Here is a 22,481-nt window from a genome sequence, read left to right on the forward strand (position 1 = left end):
GATCAATCCAACATATCGTTTTCAAGCACATAAGGTGCAAAGTTTGTAATTATCAGGTCTGCTCCAGCCCTTTTGAAGGCAAGTAAAGTTTCATATATGGCCCTATCGGTCAAATATCCCTTTTCAATAGCTGCCATAATCATTGAATATTCCCCACTTACATTATATGTGGCTAAAGGCAATGGAAACTCTTCCTTAATCATTTTAATAATGTCAAGATACGGAAGCCCTGGCTTAACCATTAAGAAGTCGGCCCCCTCTGCAACATCCAATTCACATTCCCTGATGGCTTCGATTGAGTTTGCAGGATCCATCTGATAGCTTTTACGATTTCCAAGTCCTGGTGATGAACAAGCAGCTTCCCTGAAGGGTTCATAAAATGCGGAAGCGTATTTTGCAGAATAGGACATAATCATGACATTTTCAAATCCTGCCTCATCCAATCCGCATCTTATAGCTTCAACTCTCCCATCCATCATGTCAGAAGGGGCTACGATATCGACCCCTGCCTTTGCATGGGACACTGCAACTTTAGCCAGGTATTCCAATGTTTCATCATTGCATATCTCAAGGCCAAAATCAGTGTCCGCATTTTCAGCTATCAAACCGCAATGGCCATGAGAAGTATACTGGCAAAGACAAACGTCACTTATTACAACAAGATTTGTGTTCTCCTTGATGGCTTTAATGGCCTTTTGAACAATCCCATCATCTACAAATGCAGGAGTTCCCACCTCATCTTTTTCATTGGCTGAAGGGACTCCGAAAACAATGATTGATTTAAGACCCAATTCTTCCAAATGCTTTGCAAATTCAACACCAGCTTCAAGAGAATACCTAAATTCCCCAGGCATGGAAGTTATCGGTTCCTTTTCCATACCTTTCAACTCTTCTTTAAAGAATATTGGATAAATCAAATCTTCCTTGCAGACCTTTGTTTCACGTACAATGGTTCTTATTTTTTCATTTTTCCTAAGTCTTCTCAATCTTGTAGTTGGAAAATACATTTTTTCACCTTATTAGATTAAGATATAATTTGTAATTTATTATTTAAAAAACTTTAAAATGAAAATAAAAAAGTCCTGCTGAAAGACAAAAAGAATAAAAAAAATTAGGAGATTTTATATTTGGATAAAATTTTATCACCGACCCCATAAGGCCTGTTTCTGTAATATAGCTTGGCATGCTCTACAATAAGGCCATGATAATCCTCATAATCCTTTACATCCCCTTCAAAGTTATCCTCAAACAGCCTTTTAAGCTTTAGATAAGTTACCTTTTCAGACACGTAGCCTAGATAGGAAAATATTCTCCTCGTATATGCGTCAACCACAAATTCCTTCTCATTGTAGGCGTAGAGCATGATGGAATCTGCAGTTTCGTTCCCTACTCCCTTAACAGACAGCACTTCCTTTCTTGAGGGAGTCTTGCCATCTAGAGAAATGTAGAACTCCGCAATGTTTTTCAAGTACAATGTCTTCTGATTGTAATATCCCGTTGGCTTTATAAGCCTTTTAAATAGATCAGGATCGTCTTCAATGAAAGCAATTATGCCTTCGGGATTGAAATTCGTATATTTGGATAAATTCTTTAATGCCCTATCTACACTTACCCAAGTGGTATTTTGAGTTAAGATGGTTCCCATGATAATTTCAAATTTACGATTATCCTCTAAAGAAGAATTTTCAGCACCATATTTAATATTTTGAGCATCAACATCGGTTGTTGGCCACCAATGACCTTCATGAGGATAATTTTCTTTTAAAGTCCAATAAATATTGTTAATATTCTCCTTTATCTTATCCATCATATCACCTTTTCAACTATGAAAAATTGTTTTTTTAATTATAAATACTTTATCAAACAAAATTAATATTCATAAATTTAAAACTTGTGATATTATGGCAAATCGATTTGGAGAAGTATTTTCTGTTACAAGCTTTGGTGCAAGCCATGGAAAAGCAATCGGAGCAGTCGTTGATGGATGTCCTGCTAATTTGGAATTAAGTGCTGAAGACATCCAAAAAGAATTAAATAAAAGGAAACCTGGAACAAGTGCAGTTACAACACCACGTAAAGAGGACGATGAAGTTCAAATACTTTCAGGGATTTTTGAAGGAAAGACCGATGGAACACCAATAGCAGGAATTGTCTTTAATAAAAACCAGCATTCAAAAGACTATTCAATGTTCAAAGACACACCTCGCCCATCCCATGGAGATTACGGATGGATGACCAGATATGGAAACTATGACTACAACGGAGGAGGTCGTGGAAGTGGAAGAACAACCATTGGCCATGTAATTGGTGGTGCAATAGCTAAAAAACTCCTTAAAAAATATGGTATTGAAGTAATAGCCCATGTAACCCAAATCGGAGACATAAAATCATCAAAATTAAACATTGAAGACATTGAAAAAAATGTGGTTAGATGTGGTGATTTAGATGTTGCAAAGGAAATGGAAGAATTGATTATTGCAAAAAAACAGGAAGGAGATTCCGTGGGAGGAGTAGTTGAAATAATTGCTACCGGAATACCTGCAGGACTTGGAGAGCCAGTTTTCGGAAAGCTGGATGGAGATATTGCACAAGTTTTAATGAATATCGGAGCTGTTAAAGGAGTTGAAATTGGTTCGGGTTTTGATGTTGCAAATAAACTAGGATCTGCAAACAACGACGAGTTTTATATTGAAAATGATGAAATAAAAACAAGAACTAACAATTCCGGAGGAATAATCGGTGGAATGAGCAATGGAATGCCTATTGTTGCCAGAATAGCTATTAAGCCAACCCCTTCAATATCAAAACTTCAGGAAACTGTAGACATGAAAAATATGGAAAATAAAAAAATAGAAATAAAAGGAAGACATGACCCTTGCATTGCTCCAAGAGTTACTGTCGTTGCAGAATCAAGTGTAGCTATCGTATTGGCCGACCATATGATTCGTTCCGGATTCATACATCCTACAAACATTGAAAATGACTAATTGTCCTTATTGATAGTTAGTTCATCAAATTCTTTATTTTTTAAGGTACTTTGATAAGTAGTTTCCCTTTCTTTTTTATATAATGAAGAACTAGGATCCTTTAAAGACTTCATTCTTGAATATTGTGGCTTTGAATAGTTTATATCCAAAGACATACCGTCATAAGCAGCTAAAGTTTTGATACGTGTTTTTTTAGTAATCTTTTTAGCTTCAGATATCGGATTTGCATTAATCATTTTCAAACCAAAATGTGTCATGATAGCTAATTTAGGTTTGACTTCATTGATTAAGTCCTCAAAGTTTTTAGAGCACATATGACCTCTGATAGTCGTATCCCCTGGTCTTAGCACACTACATATTAATATATCTGCCCCTTCATGATATTCTGCCAATCCATCAAAGTTTGATGTATCTGCCGTGTAAGATATTTTCAGATTTCCTTCATCAATTTGGAAACCGACACCTGTGGGATCTCCATGAATTGTTTTGGTTCCCTTGATTGTGAATCCATCAATTTTCTTAACATAATCCGGCTTCAGCAAGTAATTTTCTGATTTGCTTCTATGATAATCAGAAACACATGGGCCGAATTGTTTGAATCCTTCAAATACACTTTGACTTCCCATTATGACGCCTGTATCCCTAGTCATTCCTTTTGTTATGGCTTCAATGAGAATTTCAGCGTCTGAATAATGGTCAGTATGAGCATGTGAAACAAAAACGCCAGACAAGTTCCTAGGATCAAGTCCAAATTGATATGTTCTAACAAGAGCGCCTGGACCTGGGTCTATGTGATAATTCTTGCCTTTCAAATTATCTATCCTGAAGCCCCCAGTCATTCTGCGCTGACTAATTGTGGAAAATCTTCCCCCACCAGTTCCCAAAAATGTTATTTTCATTTGTTTCTCCTGCAACTATGCATTACATAATATTATATTGCATTTAAGTGAAGATTTATCTTTCTTAAGACATAAATCCTCTCCTTCAATAACTACTTCATCTCCGACCTTTACATCGTCGCTTTCAGTAAACATTATAACATTTTCATTAGGCCCTGCAAGCTCTTTCCAGTTACCGTCATATGCAACTGTCTTGTCGTTGAGTTTGACTTCCAACATCTTGCCATCAACATTTATGACTTTTCCAACAGACCCCTCATCTATAATTTTAGATGCAAGCTCTATTTCTCTTGATTTTTCAATCAAATCGTTTTGAAGCTTTTGTCTGAACTTGCTCAACAGTTTGACATCGGTTTCGATGATTTCATCCAAATGTTTTTGTGCCTCTTGAGGTGTGTACTGTGGCTGTTTTAAAAGAACATCAACTTCCCCACCAACAGTCGGGGTTGATTTTGAAATTTCTTTAATAATTTCAGCAAATATGTCTCCCATATACTTTAAGCTCAATGATGATTTCCATTTTTTGGAAATTAGCTTTTCAGCTTCGGCCTTTGCGTATTTGTTTCCAAATATGATGATTGCCTTTTCACCTGAATTTTTAGAGGTTATGTTGGATCCGATCAACTCAATGATTTGATATCCGTTTGTGGTTCCGTAAATTCTTTTTCTTTTAGTTTCAAAAGCTCCCTTAGAACTTACTTCACCTCTCACCACATCATCAATAGTGCTAATTTTATTTCCATCACTTGATAGTTTGATTTGAATATCTAATTCCTGAGCTCTATTTGTTAATTCCTCTTCACTAGTTATTTTACCAGCATATAATTCATCTTCCAATTGTGCCAAGTTATCCTTATTACCGAAATAAGCGATTTTTCTTTTATCACTTGCCATTACACATCCTTTTTTACCAATATATGCTATAATCAAACTAATAGTAATCCCTCCTTTGATTTTTTTATTTTTTTATATTAATTATAATTTATACTATTTATAAGTTAAATACTTTCCAAGCAATTTTTCCAACCATATATTTATATATTAATTAAAATCTAAATTATTAATTATGATAAATTGTTAATTATTTATCATTATAAATTAACAATCCAACAAATATGGAGACTATTTTATGAAAAATCTTGATAAGATATTCAAACCTGATTCTGTGGCTGTAATCGGAGCATCTGATACTCCGGGTAAAGTAGGTTACATTATCGTTGCAAATATGATTTCTGGAGGATATCCTGGAAAAATATTCCCAGTGAATCCTAAAGGCGGAGAAATCCAAGGATTAAAAGCTTACAAAAACATAAAAGACATCCCAGAAATGGTCGATTTAGTAATAATGTCCATTCCAGCTGCTTTCGTAAACGAATCTGTTAAAGATTGTGGAGAAGCAGGTGTAGAAAATATGGTTGTAATTAGTGCTGGATTTAAAGAAATTGGAGAAGAAGGTGCTAAATTAGAAGCTGAATTAACAGCTCTCGGAGAAAAATATGGAATCAACATTATTGGACCAAACAGTTTAGGTACCACCGATTCACATACTCCGTTAAACTCCTCATTCTCACAAATGATGCCTCCAGCAGGTAACATTGCATTTATCTCACAAAGTGGAGCTATGATGGTAGCTATTCTTGATTGGAGTGTAACCTCAGGAATAGGATTCAGTAAAGTAATCAGTTTAGGAAATAAGGCAGGAGTAACTGAAATTGAATTGATGGATTATTTAGCTAACGATCCAGAGACTGCTGTAATCATTTGTTACTTAGAATCAATTACAGACGATCCAAACTTTGTAAATGCATTAAGAGAAACTGCAGCTAAAAAACCGATTATTGTTCTTAAATCCGGTTCCAGTTCTGCAGGTGCACAAGCAGCATCATCACATACCGGTGCATTAGCAGGTAGTGACATTGCATTTGATACTGCATTTAGACAATCTGGAATTTTACGTGTAGAAACCATGGCAGACCTATTTGACTTAGGATTAGCATTTTCAAAAGCACCACTTCCAAGTGGACCTAATGTAGCTATCATCACCAATGCAGGTGGTGGAGGAGTAGTAACTGTAGACGCTATGGAAAAAGCAGGTTTAGAACTTGTCCAGTTTGACGATGAAACTAAAGCAAAACTAAAAGAATGTATCCCTGATGAAGGTAGTGCAAACAACCCAATTGACGTTCTTGGAGATGCACCAGTAACAAGATACAAAGAATCACTGGATATTGTTTTAGATGATCCTCAAGTAGACAGTTTGATTATCATGGTATGTCCAACCGCATCCGCAGATCCTGATGGAATTGCAGAAGTAATTCTTGAAGCTGAGAAGAAATTTGAAAAACCTATCCTTGTCGTAAACATGGGTGGACCTTCATTTGAAAATGCAAATGACATGCTTAGAAAAAACAATGTTCCTACTTATGTTTTCCCTGAAACCGCTGTAAAAGCGCTTGAAGCAATGACAAGATATGCACGTCTTGAAAGCAGAGAATACAACGACTGCGTAAGCAATATTGAAGGAACCAATCCTGAAGTTGTAGCTGAAATATTTGAAAAAGTTAAAGCTGACGGAAGAGACACATTACTTGGAAGTGAAGCATATGCAGTAGCTGACGCTTACGGAATTTCCGCAGCTCCAATCAAGCTTGCAACCTCAGCGGCTGAAGCAGGAGACCTTGCAGAAGAAATGGAATTCCCAGTCGTACTTAAAATCGCTTCCGACAAAATACTTCACAAATCCGATATCGGAGGAGTAAAAGTTGGAATTGAAAACAGGGAAGAGGCAGAAGCAGCTTACGATGAAATTATAGCTAATGCAAAAGAAGCACATCCAGACATCATTCCTGACGGAGTGGAAGTTCAGAAAATGATGCCTACAGGACAGGAAGTTCTTGTTGGTATGATTAAGGACAAACAATTCGGTCCTATGATTGCTTTCGGTATGGGAGGAATCTACGTAAACCTTATTGAAGATGTTGCTTTCAACCTAGCTAAAGGCCTTACCTGCCAAGAAATCGATGAGCAAATTGAAAAGACTAAAGTCTGCACATTACTTAAAGGTTACAGAGGAGAAGCTCCTTGTGACATAGATGAAGTAAAAGAAGCTGTTAAAAGAATAGCCAAATTAACTTTAGACTTCCCAGAAATATCTGAATTAGATATCAACCCTATCTTCGTTTATGAAGAAGGTTCAAGTGCTCTTGACGTAAAAATCAAACTCGAATAAATTTCTCAACTTTTTGAGAAATTCTCTTTTTTTATTTTCGTTATGTAGATTAACGGATATTTATTTTCAACATTATATTCAATGTTCCATATATTTTCATATCTCTTTAATATTTTTATAAGATTAATTGAATCTATATAAAATAAACATAGCTATTTTTAATTATATCATTATAAAAAACATGGTAAAAAATTACAATATTGCATATATTTAAAAACTAAAAAAATAAATAAACTATCTAAATAAAAAAAAAGAGGTAATAGTATGAACGGTGAATTTGATATAGAACTTTATACAATTGCAATGACCAGACTAAATAATGGCTTTGCAAAAGTAGGCGATATAATTCAAGAAAATGCAGCTGTACTTAACAGCGAAAATGAAGATGAAGAAAGAGAAAAGAAATTGGACAAAATGGCGGTTTCAATAAAAAGAACATTGCCTGACTTTAAAAATGCATGCAAGGAATTTAAAGATCTCTATGCTGACATCGAATCTGATTTAAATAGTAAAGAGATAAACCTAAATGATTACGAACCTTTCTTCAAACATGTTCAAGAGACATTTCCACAATCCTCAATCGATTTGGAAAAAGGAATAAAAGGAATCCAGGATGCAGTTCAAATTGCAACAGGACCTCTTGATTACGCAGTAGCTGACCTAGCACAAATAATTGATGAAATATTGGCTACATTTACTGCATTATACTCACTTTCCTGCAACACCCTTGAAAAAATACAAAAAGGAGAGTTAAGATGAATCTTGAAAGAGTAGGAATAAAGCCACAATTGAAATATGAGTGCATTTATACCACCATATCAAAGGATGGCAAAAAAGATGCCGCACCTATCGGATTCACATATCTTGGAAATGACAAAGTGAAATGCAGCATTTTTGAGGATGCGCAGACACTTAAAAACATTCTTGATACAAGAAGGTATGTTGTAAACATTACCCAGGATCCAATGGCATTTGCATATGCGACAATAGCTAACGTGCCTGAGGACTACTACACCAACGACGAGTCAATAGCTATCCTGAAAGATGCTCCATCATATCTAGTTATAGATGTTGAGGACATTGAAGAAAAACATGCGGAAAGATATCCAATCGAGAATGACAAGTCAAGATTCGAGATTACTGGAAAAATAGACAAATTCGTGGTTAACGACGATTCCGTAAAAGCATTCAACCGTGGCATGGGATGCCTTATAGACTCACTCGTAAACTATACAAGATACTACATTGTTGACGATGAGGGTAAAAAATTCTTCGATGAAAGACTTGAAGAAAACCAAAGAATTATCAACAAGGTGGCCGATAGCAACGTTATTGAAGCTATGGAACTGTTAAAAAAGAATCAAGAAAAATAAATAAAAAAAAATGGAAGTATTAACAATACTTCCTTAATTACCATTCCAGAATATTTTCTGTTCTGATAATGGTTCTTTTAAAATACCTAATTCTACTTCCAAGTTCATGAAATCCATGATACTTTGTTTGTAGCTAGCATCCAAACCTGAGATGAAATTAATACCGCCGAGAGCTTTTTCTTCCAAAGTCACATTTGAAACAATCTCTTTAGGCAATTGTGAAGCTGCACCTTTGGAATCCTTTTTAATGATGTCGGTTGCTTCCTTGTGAGCATCAATTAAATCTTTTAATTCATCAGGATGATCAGCGATAAACTTATCTGAAGCTGCAACTACACAACATGGGTGTCCTGGAAGAATTTCAGATGAATTAACTAATAATTTATGTCCGTTTTCAGTAGCAGTGGTCACATATGGTTCATAAGTCAACATACCATCAATCTTGTTAGAATTCAATGCATCATTCATAGGAGCCACTTTCATTGCAGATACTTTTAAATCATCTACAGACATGCCATTTTGTTTTAAGTAGTATTGGAGTAACATGTATTGGATGGAAGCTTCACCAGGAGTTGCGATTGATTTTCCTTTCAAGTCTGAAGCCTGTGTAATTCCAGAAGCTTCTGAAACTGCAAGTCCACTACCTTCAGTCTGTACACCGGATACAACTTTTACAGGTACGCCTTTTTCAATTGAGGATAATACTGGAGTAATTCCAACATAACCTACATCAACTTCACCACTAGCCATAGCGGTCATCAAATCTCCACCATTGTTGAACTGTACAAGCTCTACGGAGATACCTTTATCATTATAAATGCCTTGAGCATCAGCTATAAAAAGTGCAGCGTCGTGATCGGAAGGAAGGTAACCAATTTTTACAGTACCTTCAGAACTATTGCCGGAAAGCATGAAAGCTGCTCCAGCAACGATAATTACCACTATCACAATAATAGCTGCAAGTAATTTTTTATTCATTATTAAATCACCAAAAAATATTAATTATAATTAATACATTATTATATTTTAATAAAAGAGCATATATTATTTTATATTTTATCTTATATTTTATCCAAATGAAATTGAATTGATGCTAATTTAAAAATCATGTGAATAAGCTTAAACAACTAAATTTTATCCAGCCTGAATTCGCTGGTCTTGACCAATTTTGGAAGCTTCCCGATTGTTCCGACATTGTCTCCACAGATAATCAGAACCCCGTTGAAATATTCCCTATAGTCCTCACAGACCTCCAATGCATTGGAAATAGCTTCATTGGAATTATCCCCATTTACTTCATTTGCAATCCTTGTTGCCAATCCATCAGCCAAAGAACTTGAATTTCCAACTACAGTAACAGAATCAGAACTTCCGAAACTAATGGAATGACCTATTTTACCAGAGGAAGTGCATATTCCCAATGGAACCCTTCGCGGTTTGATTCTGAATGCTATGTTGTTTTCTATTACTTTATTATTGGAATAAATCCCGCACAATACGGTTTTATTGTTTAAAATAGCTATGTCCCCACCATTTTCAACTATGGAATATCTTGATCCTAACTGAATCAAGCGATTCAAGCATAGTTCAGAAATAGAGCCTGCAACACAGGCCATAGGGCCAACATCGGCCTTTTTAGATGAATCAGCCATTAATCCTATAATGTCTTCCTGTTTATCAACTTTCAAATCCAAGTTATCAAGGGACAATAGGAAATCCCTATTGGAATTGATGAATGAGTTGAGGGAATTGTGGATTTTATAGATTAACAGCCTTAAATCATTGCTTTTGATATCTGTTGTTAATCTGATATGGGTCTGGTTAATGTCAATGTTTTCACTATACATTAAATATATTATTAAAAACTTTCCTAAAATAAATTTATGGACAGCAGTGAAGCGATTTATAATGGGATTAAAGATGCAGGAATAGACTTCATTGTAAGTGTTCCCTGTGTCAATCTAACACGATTGTTGAATATGATTGATGAAGACGATGAAATAACACATATTCCAGTTACACGTGAAGAGGAAGGAATTGGAATATGCGCAGGGGCATATATGGGTGGAAAAAAAACAGCCATACTAATGCAGAATTCCGGTCTTGGAAACTGTATAAATGCCTTAAAGTCCTTAACTGAATTGTATCATTTTCCATTAGTGATGATAATGAGCCATAGAGGGACTGAAGGGGAGCAAATTTGTGGACAGGTTCCTATGGGGGAGTCAACACCATCAATACTGGAAGGAATGAAATATGATTACCATAAACCTGAAACTCCAGAAGAAGCCTATGGAAACGTTAAGAACTCATGGATTGAAAGTGAAAAGACTGGAAAACCAGTGTCCATATTATTGGAAATAAAATATTGGTGATGTTATGTTTAGAAGAGATGCGATTGTAAATATAATGAAAGATATAAGTGACGAATTGATTGTCTGCAATATAGGCGTTCCTTCTAAAGAATTGCATGATGTGAAAGACAGGAACGAAAACTTTTACATGATCGGTTCAATGGGGCTTGCATCATCAATAGGTCTTGGATTAGCTGCAGCTATTAAAGATAGAAACATTGTGGTTATAGATGGTGACGGATCTGTTTTGATGAATTTGGGAAGTCTTGTGACAGTGTTTGCACAAAATCCAAAAAACTTAACATGGATTGTAATCAACAACGGAGCATATGGCTCTACAGGAAATCAGGACACATATGCACAGAAAGTAGACATTTTAGAAATGGCCAAAGGAGTTGGTTTTGAAGATGCACACAACTACGAGGACATTAATCTAAAAGAAATATTGAAAAATGAGAAATGCAGTTTTATCAACTACCCGGTTGATGCGGGAAACAGTGCTGCACCAAATATTGAATTAACTCCTGAAGAAATAAAAGAAAGGTTTATGAATGTAATAAAAAAATGAATAATCAATTCTTTAATTTTTAATAAAAAAAAAGGAAAAAAATAAAAGAATTAAGCTCCTAATTCATTTAATTCTTTAATTTTTTCATCAAAGTCAGTTAATTTTTTAGCTAATCCTGTGAAATAAGGAATATAAACTTTAGAGAAAGCCAATCTTTCAGGATTTTGGTTTGAGTCTGAAAGTCTCTTTTTAACCCTTTCAACCTTTCTTTCAACTTCCTCATACATCAAATCTCCAGGAAATTCACCAATGAATACGCCGTCAGCGCCGTTTTCTAAAGCATGATTGATATGTCTTGGCCTTACACGGTTTACTGAATGAACTTTGATTATATGAATGGATTCAGGATATTTCAAACGGTTGACCCCAATATTATCGGCAGCAGTATAACCTATATTATCTAAAAATACTAGAATCATGCGCTCATTTTCTTCTTTTTTCTCCAGAATACCATTAATTGTTGCCATGATTTTCTCATCAATGTTACCGTTTACTGTAATGGCCGTATTTTTACATGCGGTCAAACACTTTCCACATCCAGTACAACTCATCGGATCTATTTCAATCTTATTTTCATTAATTGACATTGACTTGAATTTGCAGCGCATTATACAGTTACCGCAAAGCTCACATTTTTCATCGTCAATTTCTGCAATGAACGGTTCGATTTCCACACCAGCATAATTGTATTCAGCAACTTTTGAAGCGGCTGCAGTTGCCTGCATGATTGATTCTGTTATATCCTTCGGATCCTGTGCTGTTCCACAAACAAAGGTTCCCTGAAGGTCTGTTGTTACAGGTTTGATTTTTGGATGGGATTCCTTTATGAAATTATCTTCAGTGACTCCGACATTTAGAATATCTGCAATTTCTTTTGTACCTTCTGACGGTTCCATAGCAGTGGATAAAACAACCATGTCTGCCTCAATCTCGGAAAATTCCTTTTTGAGAGTATCTTCAACCCGAACGATGTAGTTATCTCCTTTTTTAACAACTTCTCCTGGCCTTCCACGTATAAACCTCACACCACTTGCCTGAGAATGCTTATAATATTTTTCATACATTCCTGGGGTCCTGACATCAGTATAACAAATTACAATGTCAGTATCTGGATATTTATGTTTGATAATGTTAGCGTTTTTAAGGGCAACCATACAGCATATTTTAGAACAATATTTATGGCCATCTGGCTTTTCATCCCTTGAACCTACACACTGTATCATAACAACCCTTTTGGGAACATCCCCGTTCTTTTTAAGAAGTTTTCCTTTTGTTGGACCGTTTACTCCAGTAATACGTCCCAGTTCAGATTGTGTGATTACATCATCGTATCTGTCATAGCCGTATTCTGGCCTCTTGTTTGGATCAAACAACTGATGACCAGTAGCTAAGATTAGTGAACCTACACTTAAAGGAGTCTTTTCACTTTTTCCCTTAAGCTTTATTGCATGCATAGGACATACCTTTACACATTCGGCACATTGAGTGCAGCTATCCATATCAATAGCATATGCTTCTGGATATGATTGTCCGAATGGCCTGTAAATAGCTTTTCTATTGGATAGATTATCGTTCCAGTCATTTGGAACTTCAACTTCACAAGCTTCCGCACATTTTCCGCAAGCAATACATTTGTCCGGATTTACATACCTTGGAAACTGTTCCAGAATTAGGTTGTAAGTTCCTGCCCTTCTCTCAGCATCCACAACCTTTGTGTTGGTCATCACATCAATATTCTCATTCCAGACCACTTCGTTGAGGATTGGATTCAATAAACACATTCCGCACTCTTCAGCTATTTTAACTGGAGAAAACACCTTACCTATCTTTGCCATATGCCCTCCAATTGATGGGCTTTGTTCAATCAAGGTAACCTTTGTCCCTTGTTTAGCCAAGGACAATGCAGCATTCATTCCTGCAATTCCACCACCAATAACTGCAACCTCATTTGGCGTTTGACAATAGATTGGATTTACTGCATCAGATTGTTTGACTTTTTCGATGGAAGCGTTGATTAAAGTAATTGCCTTTTTAGTTGCCTTTTCACAATCATCATGAACCCAAGAACACTGTTCACGAATATTGGCCATATCCATCAAATAAGGATTTAAAGGTTTTACATAATCCTGGAAAGTTTTCTCATGACTAATCGGTGAGCATGCAGCTACGACAACACGATCCAAATCATGCTCAAAAATAGCATCCCGAATAATCTTCCTACCATTTAACGAACAAAGATTTTCAAATTGTTCCACAACCGCAACATCCAATGATTCTTTAACTTTGTCAATATCTACAATATCTGAGATATTTCCACCGCATTCACAAATAAATACTCCTACTTTTAAATCATCAGCCATAATTATACCTCCCTTAAATTTTCTCCTTCAAATCGGTTAATTTAGATTCAACAGGAACAGTATGGGTCTGTGTTCCAATAACCTTTCTAAAATCAGCACCCATTACAATAGCTAAGAACTGTGAAATGTTCAAATGAATCATGTCAAAATCTTCACCAATGTTTTCACCAATCAAATTCTGGTACCTGTCAAACTGAACATGGCAGTTTGGACACAAGTGGATTAGAATGTCAACATCATCCTCTTTTAATGCCCTCAGCTTATCTTCAGTAACCTTTAATGAAAGTTCCTTGTTCGAATATCTTTGCCTAAAACCAGATCCGCAAGTTGTTCTTTTATGATCATAGAACCCGATGGTTTTACAACCTGCAGCTTCAACAAGCTCATCCAATATTAGAGGGTTTCTAAATCCTCCAATAGTGTCGTCATAATGAACTTTACAGTAATGGCAACCGTGATGAGTGGCTATTTTAAAATCGCTTAAATCGTATTTTAGATGGTTGGAAATCTCATCCTTTTTATTATATAAAATATCCACAACGTGAAAAATATTTTCGCTAGAGTCTGTAGAATCTTTTTCATAGACCAAATGTGCCAAATCTGATTCTTTAAAAACTTCATTTACCTTATCTCGAACCTCGTCCTTGTTATTGAGAATGTTGGCTACTTTTTTATTGATTGCATAACAAGTAGCGCACATCATCACAAGATTGGGTCTGTTGATGTTTTGAGCTATCTTAAAATTACGTGCTCCAAGAGTTGTTGTAGTAAATTGATCAAAAACATCAGAATAATGTCCCAAACCAGTACAGCATGTTTGGTGAGGGGAAACCTCATAGTCAACCCCCAATTTATCAAAAACAAACTTGGTGGATGACTCTATTCCAGGATATTCTACACTTACAAGGCAACTCTTAAATAAAAGAATATCTTTATCAGGTATTTTCTTCATGTTTACAACTCATTAGATTTTCTAACTTTTTCTATTCTCTCTTTAAATCCGCAATTTGTCAAAATTAGGGAAACCTCATCAATTACCTCTTGTGGAGGGGTTACTGGGTCGAGGTTTAGTTCGTTTCTGATTTCTCCAAGGTGTTGTCTGAATTCCCACCATCCTTCAACATCTTCTCTGATGTCAGGATAAAAATTTTCAGGGATTGCACCAATAGCTGCACTGTAGTAACTATCTGCAAAACCCAAATATTCGTACAGCTTATCATATGCCAAATCTTTACTTATTGCAAATTGTTTTAAAATTTGATTTACTTCACATACGCTGTTTCCAACTGGACATGTACTGTGGCATGTATAACAGTAGAAACAGTTCCAAATGTTTTCGTCTTCAATTAATGTTTCGTCTCCTTGAAGAACTCTTTCAATAATGTCTCTGGGATTATAATCGGAGTGTTTTGCTGATGGACATGTTGATGTACACATACCGCACTGAACGCATTTTAAAACTCCATCCTCCTTTGAAGACTTGATATCGTTGATTATCTCCTCCACAAAATTAAGTGGAGTGTCTGTGATTTTTTGAACTTTCATTTGATCACACTACAATAAAAATTCCTTATTCATAATCATTTTTTTAAGCTTTGATGATAGTTTGTTTCCTCTTAAAACATCAGATTGCCTGCATATAATTGGAATATCATATTCATTGTCTTCAATTTCCAAATTAACAGAACCTGTGTTCATTTTTATTGCGCCCTTTCTGCAGTAGTGAGCGCAGATTCCACAACCGAAACATCTGTATTGATCAATCCTTTTATCATATAGAGCATTTGTTGGGCATATATCTTCAACAGAACAGTCATTACACTTATCACATTTGGTTCTGTTGAGTCTTGGCCTTAGGTCATAATTGCCCCATGCGTCTCCATAAGTCATTTCACCAATTGGAAAACGTCCATCAATATCTGCAACTGTAAGTGGAATGTCCTTATTTTGAACTAGTAAACCGTTATAAATCTCCTCATTTAAAACAGGAATTGGAACAGCTACGGTATCATAAACTTCTCCACCTTCACCTGTCTTAAATCCGCCGATGTATGTGGAATCCATTTCTTTTAGATTTCCTGTAAGCATCAAGTTCGGTTTTTCAGAAGTGCTCCTTGTCCCGTTTCCAATAACCAAACCCTCAGCCCCATTTAGAAGGATTTTGGTACCGAATTTGATTATGTTCTGATTTGGGTCATTTTGAAGAGGATTTAGATCTCCACAACCTGAAAATGTCAAGCCGGAAAATGGTCCCTCAAGAGGAATAGCAGAGAATATTGAAGAAACCGGCTGGTTGGAAGGATTGGTAAATGCTGTGTAATTTTTGAATGCCATTCTTGTTCCGAATAGTTGCGCATTTGGAATTTCGCTGATGTTTGTGGTGGATTCTATAATTTCTCCGTCAATTGTCTCCACCATAACCTCAATGTCCTTTCCTTCAAGTATTTCCTTAAATAAAAATCCTCCACCATAACTTGAATCGTTTATTGCCTTGCTGGTTCCGTTAACAATTAGATCAACAGATCCCAAACGTTCATTAGGGCAAGGCCCCACATTGCCTGGAACACCGTTCAGATATATGTTTTTAGCTCTAACGAAGCTACCCTGTTCAGCCACAATTATATTAAATACTGCTGCAGTTCCACTCATTACACCGCAGGTTCCAGTTGTGATTACATCGACTTCATCAAATTCAGGCGCTTCATCATTTTCAATCATGTTTTTGAATTCTTCGGCTGTGTAAATATTACAGTCATCATTTTCTATTTTTTTATTGATTTCCTCAATAGTCCTATTTTGCAATATTACCACCTAAAATATGTTGTTTCTATTCTATCTTGCCAAAAGTGTCTCCCCTTAATCCTCTTCTAATGGTTTCAAGAGAAGTGATGTCCTCTGTAGAAATGTTTCCTAGATTAACGTCTTTTCCAACATTCAGAACAAAGAAAATCTGTTGATCTTTATTAGGGGCTTCCCACAATATTCTATCATTGTCAACGCCATCTAAAATGACATTGATCTCATCTTCCTTAACATTTCCTGCCTTATCATATATTCCAATATTCTTTCCACCTTCACGGGCTTCAACGATGATGTATGAAGAGCCTGCTTCCAATTCATTGTTCATCATTTTAACCCTTTCATAAATATCTATCTCTTTATCGAGTTCCGGATTTTTCTTACCCACTTCAGATAGGACCTGAAAACCTTCTTTCTTTGCACGTTTTATTGCATCAAGTTTGGTTTCATGATCTATATCGCATGAACCGTCAGATATTTCTACGGCGGGAAAGCCCAATTCACGAGCTTCTTGGAAAAACTCATCTAATTTGTCGTTATGATAAGCAAGCTCAAATAATGTTCCTCCAGTATAAGGAACTATGTCATGAGATTTATACATGCCAACCTTGTCTTTAATGACTTCCCTATCATGAACTATGCTAGTCCCCCAACCGAATTTTACAAAATCAACATAATTTCCAGCTATTTTCATTAAACTGTCAGCTGTTTCAAGCCCTAAACCTTTATCAAGAACCATTGTTATCCCTTTGGTTCTTGGTTTATTTTCACGTTCTATAAATAAAAAATCAAATGCATTCAAAATATCACAACAAATAATTCAGTATAAGTATAATATTAAAAAAGAATTAAATTAACTTTTCTATATTTCATAACTATTGTTATAAAAATTAAAATCAAATAATCGAATAACATGCAGAAAATTAAAAAAAAAAATGAATTATAATAATTCACTTCTTAAATCGATTGTGTCTTTTAAATCAGGACCTGTTGAAATAATAGTAACAGGAACGCCTGTTTCTGCTTCAATCTCATTAATGAAAGCTTTAGTTTCAGGAGACAAATCAGAATAACTTTGAGTTCTAGCACAATCAGGGTAAAGTCTATCTACACAAGTTAAAGCTATTTGGGTTGCACCATTAATCCTACAGGACTCTTTAGCCAATTCCATATCAAAGTAACCAACACGACGACGACGTCCGGTTACAACACCATACTCTTCAAGTCCTTTAGATTCTGCTTCATCCTGAGACATTTCAGTAGGGAACGGTCCTTCTCCAACACGAGTAATATATGCTTTGAATACATTAATTACCTCATCTACTTTAGTTGGACCAACACCTACATCAGCAGCAAATGTACTTGCAGTAGTATCTTTACTAGTAACAAATGGATAAGTTCCATAGTATAAAGACAATGCAAATCCTTGAGAACCTTCTATAAATACATCTTCACCATTGTCAAGAGTTTCATTAACAGCAAATGAAACATCCAACAAATAATCTTCAAGTTCTGGAACATCCTTAGCTAATTTAATGCTTCTCATTACCCTATCAGAATTAGCCGGACCACATCCGGATCCAGTACTACCAATTTTTTTGTATAAATGTTCTGAACCTTTATCTCTTACTCTATGATCATCAGTAATAATTGCAGCTCTTGGATCTACAAATGTTCTTTCACTTACATTATATTTCTTTAAATCTTCGAATTCTTTGAATAAAACTTCAGGATCAACTAATACTCCTGCACCAATTAAAAGTTTTGCATCAGTATGAACAAATCCAGACGGAGTTAGTCTTAAACCGTATTTTTCACCATTAAATTCAACAGAGTGTCCTGCATTAGGACCTACTCCTGCACGAGCAATAATATCCGGTTTATCATGTTCACAAAGGTAAGTAATACATTTTCCCTTACCTTCATCACCCCATGCTCCACCTACTAAAATACTACAAGTCATTTAAAAACTCCTTTGTATTAATTTGAAAATAAAAAAATTTTCACACCAGTAAAATAATTTATAATTAATATATTAAAAACTTTTTGAAAAAAATTAAGCCTCTTCCAGAATATCCAAAAGATGAGTGAGATAAATAAATCTCAAATGTTTAAAAGTTTCATCATCCTCAAGAAAATAATCCAGAACAATAGAATTCATCTGCCTTAAAATGGCCAAATGAATGATATTCTTAATGTTCTCATCCACATATCCCCTAACAATCAATTCGCCAAATCCAATGGCTATTATTGACCAATCTACAGACAGAACAAGTTCATCAAAATCATAATCCTCAGCCAGCCTCAGAATATGATCATACTCAATGATGGACTCGTTATAATCCTTTAAACTCAAATCCCAATAGTTAAGAATGTCCCTAATGTATTCTATTACCTGACCTTTAGGATTATCATCAAGCCAGTCAACAAAATCTTCAAATATGAAGATGGCGGTCTCATTCCCGAAAGGAGACAAATAATTGGTGGAACTCCAGAAAAATTCAAAATTAGCTATCCTAATGGCATTTGGATGTGGAATTACACCATGAAATTCACAATCTTCAGGAAATGCATACGATTCAATCAAAGTCTATTCTCCTTTAAATGATTTTCACACATAGGATCTTTATTCAACATTTTTCTTTGAGATTTGTAGTCTAAAAAATAGATCATCCACTGATTTGAAAGTTCCTTTAAGATATGGTCATCTAATTTTTCAGATTTGTTAAAGAAATCCATTTGATTTCCACCAACCACAACGGCTATCTCATCTATTTCAAAAATCAGGAAAAAGTCATTTCTAAGATTGTTGATATCAAAATCTTCAATTAAGGTAATCAGCTTGCTTTTGCTGTAATCGTTTACAATCTTATGCAAGTATTCGAAATCAAGGAACTTGAAATTCTTAATTTTAAAATCAAGATTGGCATCAATCCTTAGAGTATTATGGTTAAAATCAGAAAGAAATTCCAAATCCCAAATATTGCTATAAAAAAACATTATGAATGAGTTGTCTGCAAAACGAACTGATAATGACAATTCATCATCGATCTTAGGATTTCCCAGCTCGACGTTTAAAAAGTCCAAATATATTGTGTCTTGAGCTATTTCCAAAAAAGACCAAATTCCAGAATTGACAACAACTTCCTCGATTCTTCTAAGAGAATTTATATTCACGTTTACACCTGATTATTCTTAACAAAATTATCAAAAGCCCCTTCCATTTCATATTCCCTATCTGGAGTGAACTTTTTATCCCAAACGAATGGATTGATTACAATCTGATTGTCAACCGATCCATCCCAAACAACATTAAAATCAAATGATCCCAGAACATGTTTAACAGTTTTTCCAATTTCCAAAGCTTCGGATTCATTGTTATTAAAATCTCCGAAAGTAATATTTAATTTATCTTCAGAAATGGCTTCTTCAATATCTTCAAAAGTGTAAAAACAAAAACCAATCGGATCAAACTTATTATTTTTCAAATGAACCAAAAGCTCAAATGCATCGTTAACTCCCTCTTCGATATCATAACCACAATTATGAACAGCTATGATTCCTTCCTTGGATAATGCAGTGAAAGCTTCTTCCAAACGGGAAAAATTAGAATTAGAAGAGTCCATTAATTCAATGGTTAAATTGTCAAAGTCAATTCCATCTTCATCCATGAACTGTTCTTCCAATATTTCCAATATTTCATCTTCATCGAAAAATCCTGACCTAACCAGATTTTCATGCATCAAATCCAATTCTTCGATAATATTTTCATCCATAAAATCACTAATCGGCAGTAAGCATCTGAATATGGGTTAAATTTCCCCTGTCAGTAAATCCTGCAATAATCCTGTCGTCACCTATTTTAGCAACGGAAAACTCATCTCTTCCCTTATAGATATAACCTTTAAGCTTGGTGTAGCCTTCAAAAGTCAACCTTGGGAAAACGTTGAAGTTTTTCTGGAAAGTCGCATAAGTGTTTCTGAATTTTTCAACAGAATCATTTCTTTTAATCAAATCTGATTTGATACCTACAAATACGTCAATGTTTTCAACACGAGCAGCATAATAAGCATCCAAATCCAAAACACCTGCAGCCGCCATTGCCCAAATATGACAATTATTGAATGTGGTTTGGAACACTGGAGTGTTAAACTCTTTAATGGAGAATTCATCACCAATTTCTTTGATTTTCATAGCTAGTTCAATAAGAGATTCGTCAAATCCAATGTCATCGTTATCCCAACACCAGGACCATTGTCCAACTGGTTCATCTTCTGACAAATCCTCATTGGAACCGAATTCCTTATAGAATCCTAATAATTGTACTGGAAATTCAATTTCATCATTGAATTTTAGGACTCCACTATCTAAATCAAGTTCGCCCACCAAATCTCCGATCAATTCAGAGAGATTTTCTTGCCTATCAAAGGCAAGACAACCAAATTTGGAAAAAACTGTTTTGAAATTATCTCCTTGTTCTATTTCAATCGGTGTTTGTATATCTCTCATAAAATCACCTTAAATATCTAGTTTTGAGATTCTATCCATAGCTTCCTGAGTGTTTTCATAAGTGTTAAATGAAGTAAGTCTTAAATAGCCTTGACCACTTGGTCCGAATCCAGCACCTGGTGTACTGACCACATTAGCTTCATTCAATAATAAGTCGAAGAATTCCCATGAATCCATTCCATTAGGAGTCTTTACCCAGATGTAAGGAGAGTTAACTCCACCATAAACTTCAAGACCTAAGTCAGTTAAGCTTTCACGAATAAGTTTTGCATTTCTCATGTAATATTCGATGTTTTCCCTAACCTCCTTTTTACCTTCTTCGGAGTAGGTAGCAGCAGCTGCAACCTGTACAGGGTAAGATACACCATTGAATTTAGTGGTTTGTCTTCTGTTCCAAAGACTGTTTAAATCCTGGGTTTCGCCATTTGCAGTGTAACCCATTACATCTTTAGGAACAACTGTGTAAGCACAACGGGTTCCAGTGAATCCTGCGGTTTTTGAAAAGCTTCTGAATTCAATAGCTACTTCTTTAGCTCCTTCAATTTCATAAATACTGTGAGGAACATCATCTTCGGTGATGAAAGCTTCATATGCTGCATCGAACAAGATAATAGCCTTGTTTTCTTTTGCATAATCGACGAATACTTTTAACTGATCTCTGGTTAAGGTAGTACCTGTCGGATTGTTAGGATAGCATAAGTAAATAATGTCAACAGGTTCTTCTGGAAGTGCTGGAACGAAACCGTTTTCAGCATTACATTTAAGGTAAACCAAACCTTCATACATTCCATCATCCTGCATGAATCCTGTTCTTCCTGCCATTACATTAGTATCAACATATACGGTGTATACAGGGTCGGTTACAGCAATCTTATTGTCGATTCCGAAAATTTCCTGAATATTACCAGTATCACATTTTGAACCGTCACTAATGAAAACTTCATCAGGCTCTAAGTAAACTCCATATGGTTCGTAATCACTATTGATAATTGCTCTTGCTAAAAATTCGTAACCTTGTTCCGGACCATAACCCATAAAGTTACCTGCTTCACCCATTTGAATAACAGCATCGTTAAATGCTTTAATAATAGCTGGAGACAATGGTCTTGTTACATCACCAATACCCATTTTGATTATGTCAGCTTCAGGATGTGCTTCTTGAAATGCTTTTTCTCTTCTTGCAATTTCAACAAAAAGGTAACTACTTGCTAATTTAAGATAATTATCATTGATTTTAACTACCATGATTAAACCTCATTAATATAAATCTAATTTATATTTAATTTTAAGAATATATATAAGTAATTGACATGGAAACATGATGTAAATGAGGATTAATTGTTTAAAAAATATTAAAATAACATAAAAACATTTTAAAATATTTGGAGAATTATAAAAGAACA

General features: G+C 35.2%; 23 protein-coding genes. 6 read left to right on the top strand and 17 right to left on the bottom strand.

The annotated features are described in order from the left end of the window. Positions 1–2: 2 nt before the first annotated feature. Together hemB and Q4P18_RS04195 are read right to left on the bottom strand one after the other, a co-directional pair. Positions 3–1,007 (bottom strand): porphobilinogen synthase, encoded by a 1,005-nt coding sequence (hemB, locus tag Q4P18_RS04190; RefSeq protein ID WP_303336002.1) that lies wholly within the window; start codon positions 1,005–1,007, stop codon positions 3–5. Positions 1,008–1,111: 104 nt separating this feature from the next. Then, positions 1,112–1,807, bottom strand: coding sequence for an endonuclease III domain-containing protein (locus tag Q4P18_RS04195; protein ID WP_303336004.1), 696 nt, complete (start codon positions 1,805–1,807; stop codon positions 1,112–1,114). 94 nt (positions 1,808–1,901) lie between these two features. On the opposite strand from Q4P18_RS04195, the gene aroC reads away from it, so the two are divergent. After that, entirely contained in the window at positions 1,902–2,987 is a 1,086-nt protein-coding gene (aroC, locus tag Q4P18_RS04200; RefSeq protein ID WP_303336006.1) for a chorismate synthase, read from the top strand. Here aroC and Q4P18_RS04205 read toward each other — a convergent pair. Together Q4P18_RS04205 and Q4P18_RS04210 are read right to left on the bottom strand one after the other, a co-directional pair. Continuing rightward, the gene (locus Q4P18_RS04205; RefSeq protein ID WP_303336008.1) at positions 2,984–3,886 is read right to left on the bottom strand and encodes an MBL fold metallo-hydrolase; all 903 of its coding nucleotides are present in this window, start codon (positions 3,884–3,886) and stop codon (positions 2,984–2,986) included. The genes aroC and Q4P18_RS04205 overlap by 4 nt on opposite strands. Positions 3,887–3,901: 15 nt before the next feature. After that, positions 3,902–4,822, bottom strand: coding sequence for a DUF2121 domain-containing protein (locus tag Q4P18_RS04210; RefSeq protein WP_368660189.1), 921 nt, complete (start codon positions 4,820–4,822; stop codon positions 3,902–3,904). Positions 4,823–5,015: 193 nt separating this feature from the next. Between Q4P18_RS04210 and acs the strand changes: the two genes are divergently transcribed. From acs to Q4P18_RS04225, 3 genes are all read left to right on the top strand, one after another. Further along, positions 5,016–7,115, top strand: coding sequence for an acetate--CoA ligase alpha subunit (acs, locus tag Q4P18_RS04215; RefSeq protein ID WP_303336013.1), 2,100 nt, complete (start codon positions 5,016–5,018; stop codon positions 7,113–7,115). A 264-nt stretch (positions 7,116–7,379) separates the two neighbouring features. After that, complete coding sequence (locus Q4P18_RS04220; RefSeq protein WP_303336015.1) at positions 7,380–7,874, top strand: hypothetical protein; 495 nt, start codon at positions 7,380–7,382, stop codon at positions 7,872–7,874. After that, entirely contained in the window at positions 7,871–8,488 is a 618-nt protein-coding gene (locus Q4P18_RS04225; RefSeq protein WP_303336017.1) for a DUF447 domain-containing protein, read from the top strand. Before Q4P18_RS04220 ends, Q4P18_RS04225 begins: the two co-directional genes overlap by 4 nt. Positions 8,489–8,521: 33 nt before the next feature. On the opposite strand, the gene Q4P18_RS04230 is transcribed toward Q4P18_RS04225, so the two are convergent. Together Q4P18_RS04230 and Q4P18_RS04235 are read right to left on the bottom strand one after the other, a co-directional pair. Then, complete coding sequence (locus Q4P18_RS04230) at positions 8,522–9,466, bottom strand: ABC transporter substrate-binding protein (RefSeq protein WP_303336019.1); 945 nt, start codon at positions 9,464–9,466, stop codon at positions 8,522–8,524. Positions 9,467–9,615: 149 nt separating this feature from the next. Beyond that, positions 9,616–10,335, bottom strand: a complete 720-nt coding sequence (locus tag Q4P18_RS04235) for a UPF0280 family protein (RefSeq protein ID WP_303336020.1) — start codon at positions 10,333–10,335, stop codon at positions 9,616–9,618. Positions 10,336–10,371: 36 nt separating this feature from the next. Here Q4P18_RS04235 and comD point away from each other — a divergent pair, with 36 nt between their 5' ends. Continuing rightward, entirely contained in the window at positions 10,372–10,863 is a 492-nt protein-coding gene (gene comD / locus Q4P18_RS04240; protein ID WP_303336022.1) for a sulfopyruvate decarboxylase subunit alpha, read from the top strand. Between the two features lie 4 nt (positions 10,864–10,867). Further along, on the top strand, positions 10,868–11,410 hold the full coding sequence (comE, locus tag Q4P18_RS04245; protein WP_303336024.1) for a sulfopyruvate decarboxylase subunit beta: 543 nt from the start codon (positions 10,868–10,870) through the stop codon (positions 11,408–11,410). Positions 11,411–11,460: 50 nt separating this feature from the next. Here comE and hdrA read toward each other — a convergent pair whose 3' ends face one another. The 11 genes from hdrA to Q4P18_RS04300 all read right to left on the bottom strand — a co-directional run bounded on the left by hdrA (position 11,461) and on the right by Q4P18_RS04300 (position 22,323). Next, positions 11,461–13,770 (bottom strand): ferredoxin:CoB-CoM heterodisulfide reductase subunit HdrA, encoded by a 2,310-nt coding sequence (gene hdrA, locus Q4P18_RS04250; protein WP_303336027.1) that lies wholly within the window; start codon positions 13,768–13,770, stop codon positions 11,461–11,463. A gap of 13 nt (positions 13,771–13,783) precedes the next feature. Beyond that, positions 13,784–14,722 carry a ferredoxin:CoB-CoM heterodisulfide reductase subunit HdrB gene (gene hdrB / locus Q4P18_RS04255; RefSeq protein WP_303336029.1) on the bottom strand — a complete coding sequence of 313 codons (939 nt, stop codon included), beginning with the start codon at positions 14,720–14,722 and terminating at the stop codon, positions 13,784–13,786. A 2-nt stretch (positions 14,723–14,724) separates the two neighbouring features. Further along, positions 14,725–15,315: a ferredoxin:CoB-CoM heterodisulfide reductase subunit HdrC gene (hdrC, locus tag Q4P18_RS04260; protein ID WP_303336031.1), complete on the bottom strand. Its 591-nt coding sequence runs from the start codon at positions 15,313–15,315 to the stop codon at positions 14,725–14,727. Positions 15,316–15,324: 9 nt separating this feature from the next. After that, positions 15,325–16,572, bottom strand: coding sequence for a methanogenesis marker 16 metalloprotein (locus Q4P18_RS04265; protein ID WP_303336033.1), 1,248 nt, complete (start codon positions 16,570–16,572; stop codon positions 15,325–15,327). A gap of 25 nt (positions 16,573–16,597) precedes the next feature. Next, entirely contained in the window at positions 16,598–17,371 is a 774-nt protein-coding gene (gene comA / locus Q4P18_RS04270) for a phosphosulfolactate synthase (RefSeq protein ID WP_303336035.1), read from the bottom strand. A 138-nt stretch (positions 17,372–17,509) separates the two neighbouring features. Then, positions 17,510–18,532: an adenylosuccinate synthetase gene (locus Q4P18_RS04275; protein WP_303336037.1), complete on the bottom strand. Its 1,023-nt coding sequence runs from the start codon at positions 18,530–18,532 to the stop codon at positions 17,510–17,512. Positions 18,533–18,625: 93 nt separating this feature from the next. Continuing rightward, positions 18,626–19,156 (bottom strand): hypothetical protein, encoded by a 531-nt coding sequence (locus tag Q4P18_RS04280; protein ID WP_303336039.1) that lies wholly within the window; start codon positions 19,154–19,156, stop codon positions 18,626–18,628. Then, entirely contained in the window at positions 19,153–19,746 is a 594-nt protein-coding gene (locus tag Q4P18_RS04285) for a hypothetical protein (RefSeq protein ID WP_303336041.1), read from the bottom strand. The genes Q4P18_RS04280 and Q4P18_RS04285 overlap by 4 nt, the downstream gene beginning before the upstream one ends. 2 nt (positions 19,747–19,748) lie before the next feature. After that, the gene (locus Q4P18_RS04290; protein ID WP_303336043.1) at positions 19,749–20,345 is read right to left on the bottom strand and encodes a hypothetical protein; all 597 of its coding nucleotides are present in this window, start codon (positions 20,343–20,345) and stop codon (positions 19,749–19,751) included. Between the two features lie 7 nt (positions 20,346–20,352). Then, complete coding sequence (locus Q4P18_RS04295; RefSeq protein WP_303336045.1) at positions 20,353–21,078, bottom strand: DUF6882 domain-containing protein; 726 nt, start codon at positions 21,076–21,078, stop codon at positions 20,353–20,355. A gap of 9 nt (positions 21,079–21,087) precedes the next feature. Next, the gene (locus Q4P18_RS04300) at positions 21,088–22,323 is read right to left on the bottom strand and encodes an LL-diaminopimelate aminotransferase (protein ID WP_303336047.1); all 1,236 of its coding nucleotides are present in this window, start codon (positions 22,321–22,323) and stop codon (positions 21,088–21,090) included. Positions 22,324–22,481 lie beyond the last annotated feature (158 nt).

The sequence above is a fragment of the Methanobrevibacter sp. genome (assembly GCF_030539665.1).
GTDB lineage: Archaea > Methanobacteriota > Methanobacteria > Methanobacteriales > Methanobacteriaceae > Methanocatella.

Coding starts and splice junctions, on each gene's coding strand:
- Q4P18_RS04300 (WP_303336047.1), bottom strand. CDS start 22,323: ATGGTAGTTAAAATCAATGATAATTATCTTAAATTAGCAAGTAGTTAC.
- aroC (WP_303336006.1), top strand. CDS start 1,902: ATGGCAAATCGATTTGGAGAAGTATTTTCTGTTACAAGCTTTGGTGCA.
- Q4P18_RS04195 (WP_303336004.1), bottom strand. CDS start 1,807: ATGGATAAGATAAAGGAGAATATTAACAATATTTATTGGACTTTAAAA.
- Q4P18_RS04225 (WP_303336017.1), top strand. CDS start 7,871: ATGAATCTTGAAAGAGTAGGAATAAAGCCACAATTGAAATATGAGTGC.
- Q4P18_RS04275 (WP_303336037.1), bottom strand. CDS start 18,532: ATGACTTGTAGTATTTTAGTAGGTGGAGCATGGGGTGATGAAGGTAAG.
- hemB (WP_303336002.1), bottom strand. CDS start 1,007: ATGTATTTTCCAACTACAAGATTGAGAAGACTTAGGAAAAATGAAAAA.
- Q4P18_RS04230 (WP_303336019.1), bottom strand. CDS start 9,466: ATGAATAAAAAATTACTTGCAGCTATTATTGTGATAGTGGTAATTATC.
- Q4P18_RS04295 (WP_303336045.1), bottom strand. CDS start 21,078: ATGAGAGATATACAAACACCGATTGAAATAGAACAAGGAGATAATTTC.
- Q4P18_RS04235 (WP_303336020.1), bottom strand. CDS start 10,335: ATGTATAGTGAAAACATTGACATTAACCAGACCCATATCAGATTAACA.
- Q4P18_RS04290 (WP_303336043.1), bottom strand. CDS start 20,345: ATGGATGAAAATATTATCGAAGAATTGGATTTGATGCATGAAAATCTG.
- Q4P18_RS04220 (WP_303336015.1), top strand. CDS start 7,380: ATGAACGGTGAATTTGATATAGAACTTTATACAATTGCAATGACCAGA.
- comD (WP_303336022.1), top strand. CDS start 10,372: ATGGACAGCAGTGAAGCGATTTATAATGGGATTAAAGATGCAGGAATA.
- Q4P18_RS04205 (WP_303336008.1), bottom strand. CDS start 3,886: ATGAAAATAACATTTTTGGGAACTGGTGGGGGAAGATTTTCCACAATT.
- acs (WP_303336013.1), top strand. CDS start 5,016: ATGAAAAATCTTGATAAGATATTCAAACCTGATTCTGTGGCTGTAATC.
- comE (WP_303336024.1), top strand. CDS start 10,868: ATGTTTAGAAGAGATGCGATTGTAAATATAATGAAAGATATAAGTGAC.
- hdrC (WP_303336031.1), bottom strand. CDS start 15,315: ATGAAAGTTCAAAAAATCACAGACACTCCACTTAATTTTGTGGAGGAG.
- hdrA (WP_303336027.1), bottom strand. CDS start 13,770: ATGGCTGATGATTTAAAAGTAGGAGTATTTATTTGTGAATGCGGTGGA.
- hdrB (WP_303336029.1), bottom strand. CDS start 14,722: ATGAAGAAAATACCTGATAAAGATATTCTTTTATTTAAGAGTTGCCTT.